Below are 6,022 nucleotides of genomic sequence, written 5' to 3'. Positions count from 1 at the left end.
TGACCCGTGCTGGCTCTCATTATCCAGAACAAGGCGGACTGCTCGTTCACGTACTTCAGCGGAAAACTTGTTCGTCGTTTTGCTCATGGTGCTCCATCCTACTCAGGAGTTGGAGCCTCCGGCAAACCCGGGGCGGTTCACTGATGGATGTTGTTGGGGCCGCTTCAGCGGCTTGAACACCGATCCATTTTCAATGGAAGTGCCCATTGCTGCATTTGATTGAACAAGGACTCGACCATTTGAGCTCTGTGCTGCCCGATTCTTTAAACTGAACCGGGCAGAGTGGCTATCCCGCGCGTTTCCCACACTTGTGTTGGCTATGATTTGTACATAGGGGCGATATACCGCTTGCCGGGATCTGAAATACCTTCAGCGATACTTTTTACCTGAACAGGAAGGCTTGGTAGAGCGCCACCGACGGCAACGGCAATCTGAGGATAGGGGTCGCTAAGCTGAGGATAGACCTCTTCCAGAGTTGTAGGCATGGAACCAACTAGCGTCAGTTTTAAGCGTTTGCCTTCTTTTTCGATCTGGCTGCCATCTAGCTTTCGAACAAGGGGGAGGTTGGCACCGCCACCGGTAGGAGCCACTCTAACTTCTTTCGCGTCACCGGCAACATAGAAGGCGGCAGTCTCGACAAGGTCAGTGATTTTCTTAAAAAGAAGCTTTACGGACTTTTCTTCAAGAAACTCCTCAAGTTCGACGTCGACTACGTCGCCCGTCACCGTCGAAACCGTTACGGAGCCCTGTGTAAAGAGCAGCTCTTTATTGCTTCGGATTGTTCTCTTTAAGGCAGACTGGACCCGCCTGTATTCTTGTGTTCCATCAGCAAGGTGGCTTTTATTTAGGATCAGTTTTAAGAGTAGGTTGTCTATTATATTCCCAGCTTGATTAATAGCATTGGCTGCCGGGCTGACTTCAGCGACTGTTACTCGGCTCTTGGCGGGATTATTCACGCAAATGCAACCCGCCACATCCGTCGTGCCTGCTCCAATATCGAGTATGACATATGGAATTCTGTTGCCTTTTGGAGTTCCTATCAAAGCTCCTGCTCCAGCGGCAGTTGCTTCCAACACTGGATCGCCGATCAATGAGAACGGGAGATCGTCATCACTTAGTTGCCTAGCTTGATTTACAAGATCTTTTGCAATGTCAACCGCAAGACTTTTTTTCAACGCGTCGTCGCAGCATCGAGAGAGAGCAATCGCTTCGGCAATTATGCGGCGCATTTCTCGGCTGTTTTTCTGGAAGTGATCAGCCTTCCAAGCTGGATGAGCATATCGGCGTTTCAAGTCAACGCTGATACCTTGGTCTTGAAGTGATTTTTCCGCCAGCAGATTCAAATGGGCCAAATAAATTACCAATGCGTCTCTTTGAGAAAAAGTACTGGTTGGGTCTTGAGCCGCATCTAACTTGCGACCGTGGAGTGCCCCAACGTCCTGGGTCAAAGTGATAAATTGCTTAGGGCTATCAATCAGTCGATCTTGTGGAGCTTCGACTGAATCAAATTGAGCGCGAGCCGCGCGTCCAAGGTACATCACACCATCGTCAATGAATAGTTCGGATGGCAAGAGCAATTGGGGTTCGTCGGATTCATTGGTTCCCAAAATAAGAGGAAAAAGCTCAGGGACGTCTTCTGGGTCATCGTCGGTACATGCGAAGGCCTTTGAGAACGACGTACCAAAATCCAGACACATAATGTGACCGTCATCAATCAAGCTGGGGTCTGGATAAGCAACTGTGTAAGATATTTTGATGGAAGTATCTGGGGTAGCCTCAGTCGCCGAGACGATACTCTCTGAATTTTCTTTTCCGTCTCCTAAAATCGTCCGTAATGCTTCGGCCTCGATCGAAGTCAAAAATACTTCAGCGTTGGATTTGTTAAAACGTTCGAGGAGGCTCTGGAGTAGGAGTCGAGCAGTGTTGCTATCCATATAAACGTTCTACCTCTGCCTTTATCAGGACAGCTTGAATATCGCCCTGAGTTTTCTTAATTGCGCCAGACGTCGATACCCGTACCGGCATGCCAATCTTCAGGTCGTCTTCTCCGGCATGAACACTCGGGTCATAGGATACGGTCTCATTTTGAAGTGGACTCAGCTCGATCCGCCTCATCCTCGCAATGGCTCTGCTCCACTGCGCAACCTGTGAAATGCGCTTAGTTGCCCCGCTTAATGTTTCACCTTCTGCGGGCATTATGTCTACAACATCTTTTAGCGCTTGCTCTAACTCGGTTCCCTGTAGCTCTGGTGATTCCAAAGAAATCAACAAGTGGGCGATATACTCGTCAAGTTTGGTCTCTGAGATAGCGTCAACAGCTCGAATAGATCGCGTTTCTCTTGGCTCCGCACCGTTTATGAACCAATAGGCGATGTCTGGTTCTATGCCCAACGACTGGGACGCAAATTCGCGCGCTGCTCTCTCGACTGTCTGTTTGTTGGACGCGGAAGTCAGTGCTTCTCGCAATGGCTTATTCATTACGCCTTGCTTTGCGAATGAGAGCAAAGACTCGACGCCCAACCGAGTTATTTGCTCCGCTTTGATCTCAAAGCTCTTTGGAGGTGAGGCAGGACGCCACCACCTGCGGATCCCGTCCACGATCCTGTATACGACGGGGTCAGTGCGAGCGACGAAATTGAGACGCGCAATTCGTTTCAAGCTCGAAAGAAAGTCTTCGGATGTATCAGTTCGTAAGTCGCGATCATTAGGTCCAGAATTGGGCAGGTGGCTCAGATATAGAGATCTGAGTTGAATGCCAATATCTTCACCGGAGTCGGTCTCAGCGGTTGCCAAGACGTCTTCCAGGCTTGAGCTAATTCGACGAATTCGTCGGCAAATTGCATCTGGGTTATCGTTCAACCACGGCGTAATAAATGAAAGCTCTTTGTTGATGCGTTGCAAAAACTCAGTCAGAGTTGCGCAATTTTTTGAAGCTATGTTCACCCAGACGCGCCTGGCAGTCTCAGCGACATCCTCTTCTGCTATCTCCTTAAATGCCAGGTCCACGATCTTTTTGTTTTCGGAAGTCTCCAGGCTTTTCGCGAGGTAGTAGCGATCTTCGCCGTCGCCCAAACGAATTGCGTCCGGTAATGCGTTTGATAGCCTTTGCGCAATCAGCGGAGCCGCAATCCGTTCCGCCGGTTTCGAAATTGAAGCCATTCGTCCAAGTGTCGAAATGGAAATCCAAACTGTCCTTGGATCATCACTCGCCGCACACTCGGAGACTTTTTCCAAGAGCTGTTTGAATTCAATTGTTTCAAAAAGATCCTTGGTGATCTTCCTCTCACGAATAAGCGATCTGAGTTCCGCGATCGGAGACGGAAATTCCTCAATCGATACCTTAGAAGCCGAGTTATTCTCAGACATTAAGCGTTGGTTCCTTGATTTCGATAGTCAGAGCGCTTCCTCGCCATTTTCCAGCTACGCATCTTGTCTCGTTACTACCACCGCGTTGCGGACGCGTACAGTTGGAGCAAAAATTCTGAAGACTGGAGGTGAGGAAAACAATGAAGTCAGCCGAAATACGGCCGGCGATTTGCTTTGGTCGGCATTATCTAGAACGCTTATCGTTATGACCCGGCCTTTTTGGTCGAAAGTGAGGTCGAAAGTGAGCCAGCAATGGCTTGTGACACGTATCGTGTCTCAAACCGCTGGTCAGGGGAGGGTGAAACCCTGCCCCGTGAACCCCACCCAGGCGTCCTAGAGGACGTCACAGCGGAGCTGTCGATGGCATCGAAGACCATGACAATTCGTCTTTCTGAGCAAGAGCGCCAGGCGCTCGAGGCAGCGGCTGAGGCTGCGCAGATCGGGCCTTGTGCTCTGGCACGACAATCCGTCGTGGAACGATTGGGTTTCCCCCGGCCAAGTGCGCAGCGGCGCCCGGACGCGCGCACCGTGGCAGTTGGGAAAGCGCTTGGCGAGCTGGGGCGAATTGGCAATAACGTTAATCAACTCGCCAGACACGCACATGTTGGCGGACGTGTTGATAGTCAGATTCTTGTAGCAGTTCGGAGTGAGCTTGAGGCTTTGACCATGGCCGTCATGGCTTCTGGTGAGAAGCAATGATCATCACGACTCGGCGGCACGGGAGGAAACCTCGGGACGTCCGGAATCTCTTCAACCATTTGATGAGAGGTGAGGATGCTGAAGTCGTCGCCATTGGTGGGGTGCCGCTCAGCACTGCCGAGGATGTTCTGAATTATATGCAGGCTATGCGCAACGGGACGAAGGCGTCCGTTTCACTGCATCACATCACGCTGTCTCCGGAGAAAGAAATTGACGACATCCAAAGCCATCAGATGGTTCGAGAAACACTCAAATCGCTCGGAGCGGAAGATCATGCTTGGGTGCTCTGGCATCATGAAAAAATTCGTTACGCAAAAGGCGGCGGTGCACCTCATTTTCATCTTGTCGTCGGCCATGTCGGTCCTGACGGTAAAGCGCTCGACGATGGCAACTCGTTCCGGAAACTGGAAGCGGTTGCCCGGAGTCTTGAAGTTGATTGGGGACATGAGGTGACGCCATCCCGGAGAGCTATTCGAGTGGCGAGAGACCTTGTGGAGGATCGGCCAGATGTTGCCGCGGCAATCGTGCGTGCTCAAGGTCAGGAACTTCCGAAGAGCGCAATGACGTCCAATTCCAGAGCGGCAACATTGCGACAAGGTGTGGATTTGCCGAAAGTCCGTGCGGAAATCGCCGCTGCCTGGAAAAACGACGGGCCAGAAGGCGTCCGGAAAGCGGGATACGAGATTTTGCCGGGCAAGAAGCCGGGTGTCTGGATTGTCGTTCAAAATGGTGTCGAACTCGGCGCCCTGGACCGACTGGTGCGCGTGAAGCGGGCGGCGATCAGGGAGGCAATTGAGGCCGAAAGCGCCCAGATCGCAAAATTCGAATGCTCTGAGAAGCCCGTAGAGCATCAAATCGAAGGTGCCTTGGATGCTGGTACGCACCAAATCGGTTTGGAAACCCCTGAAGCGAAGCCGAGCGCGTCATCGATGTTAGAGCGTTCTGAGAACTTGAATAATTCGCCGGAACTCAGAAAAGCTCGGGATGCCGTTAAACAAGCAGAAGAGCGGCGTCGCAGAACCTATTACGGTACGCTCAAGTCAGAGCGCGCTGCTCGTATGACTATGCGGGATTCAGCGCCTCGAGGTTTTTGGGCCTGGTTGACCGGCCGCACCAGAAAGTGGCGACGAACACAGGCAGCGGCAATTGCTGAACTCGATCGCATAGCGAAATTGAGGGACGTGCGCCGATTGGAGCTTCAAAGAGCCAAGGCGGAACTTTTACAGGTGAAAGCCAACGTTGGCTATGGCGGTCTCGATTCCGAGCGGAGCGAGCTCGAGGGTTCTCATAAGCTTTTTCCCAAACAACAAATTCCAAATCGGAACGCAAAGAAAAATCTGGTTCCTAGCGCGTTGGTGACATCGCTTCGTCCATGATTTCCGCCGGCAGCGCCGGTGTGGCAGACTCAAATCATGGATTGGATAGCGACACGGAAAAAACGACGTCGACGCACTTGCTTTGATCCTTATCGGACAGCGTTGTTGCGAAGTTTTTTGCGCCGTAGGAGAGCCGTCAAGCGAAGCCAAGCGCTTTGGTTCGGGGTGTTTCTTGTTTCGCTTCTTCCAGGTTTCCGGATCGCACCTGCATTCCGGTCCAGAATTTCGGCGAAAAGAGGAAGGAAGATCGTTGCCCAGGACGTACGACTACAGCGCAAAACCGATGAAGGCCTTGATAAAGGCGTGCCTAGCCTCTCGCTGGAAGACGAACTTTCTCGAGCATCCCTCCACGAGAGAGATCGTCCGGCGTTCACCTCCAGAACTAAAGCCCTTTCTGTACCAGGTGTTGATCGTCGAGGACAATCCGCTGGGACTACTATGTTCACCGCGCGATAAGTCTGACGAGGGGTATTTCGAGATATGGCGGCATATTTGGCAGAAATACTATGACGACCCCGAGGAGGGGGACGGCACCGAAGGGCATCCGGAGCCATCGCCAACTTAGTGGGAGGACGCAACAG

Annotated in this window: 6 protein-coding genes; 3 read left to right on the top strand and 3 right to left on the bottom strand. The window is 51.9% G+C overall.

Annotated elements, in window-relative coordinates:
* Nucleotides 1-317 precede the first annotated feature (317 nt).
* Together ABJZ52_RS11665 and ABJZ52_RS11660 are read right to left on the bottom strand one after the other, a co-directional pair.
* A complete protein-coding gene (locus ABJZ52_RS11665; protein ID WP_348188780.1) occupies nucleotides 318-1,934 on the bottom strand; it encodes a rod shape-determining protein in 1,617 nt (538 codons plus the stop codon).
* A complete protein-coding gene (locus tag ABJZ52_RS11660; RefSeq protein WP_348188782.1) occupies nucleotides 1,927-3,366 on the bottom strand; it encodes a hypothetical protein in 1,440 nt (479 codons plus the stop codon). The genes ABJZ52_RS11665 and ABJZ52_RS11660 overlap by 8 nt, the downstream gene beginning before the upstream one ends.
* A gap of 360 nt (nucleotides 3,367-3,726) precedes the next feature.
* Between ABJZ52_RS11660 and mobC the strand changes: the two genes are divergently transcribed.
* On the top strand, nucleotides 3,727-4,065 hold the full coding sequence (gene mobC / locus ABJZ52_RS11655; RefSeq protein ID WP_348188784.1) for a plasmid mobilization relaxosome protein MobC: 339 nt from the start codon (nucleotides 3,727-3,729) through the stop codon (nucleotides 4,063-4,065).
* Between the two features lie 173 nt (nucleotides 4,066-4,238).
* On the opposite strand, the gene ABJZ52_RS11650 is transcribed toward mobC, so the two are convergent.
* Nucleotides 4,239-4,511 (bottom strand): hypothetical protein, encoded by a 273-nt coding sequence (locus tag ABJZ52_RS11650; RefSeq protein ID WP_348188786.1) that lies wholly within the window; start codon nucleotides 4,509-4,511, stop codon nucleotides 4,239-4,241.
* 153 nt (nucleotides 4,512-4,664) lie between these two features.
* Here ABJZ52_RS11650 and ABJZ52_RS11645 point away from each other — a divergent pair, with 153 nt between their 5' ends.
* Together ABJZ52_RS11645 and ABJZ52_RS11640 are read left to right on the top strand one after the other, a co-directional pair.
* Nucleotides 4,665-5,441 (top strand): hypothetical protein, encoded by a 777-nt coding sequence (locus ABJZ52_RS11645; RefSeq protein ID WP_348429653.1) that lies wholly within the window; start codon nucleotides 4,665-4,667, stop codon nucleotides 5,439-5,441.
* Nucleotides 5,442-5,691: 250 nt separating this feature from the next.
* A complete protein-coding gene (locus ABJZ52_RS11640) occupies nucleotides 5,692-6,006 on the top strand; it encodes a hypothetical protein (RefSeq protein WP_348188790.1) in 315 nt (104 codons plus the stop codon).
* Nucleotides 6,007-6,022 lie beyond the last annotated feature (16 nt).

Source organism: Roseibium sp. (assembly GCF_039982295.1).
Classification (GTDB): Bacteria; Pseudomonadota; Alphaproteobacteria; order Rhizobiales; family Stappiaceae; genus Roseibium.
This window is presented reverse-complemented; position numbering and strand designations above follow the sequence as displayed.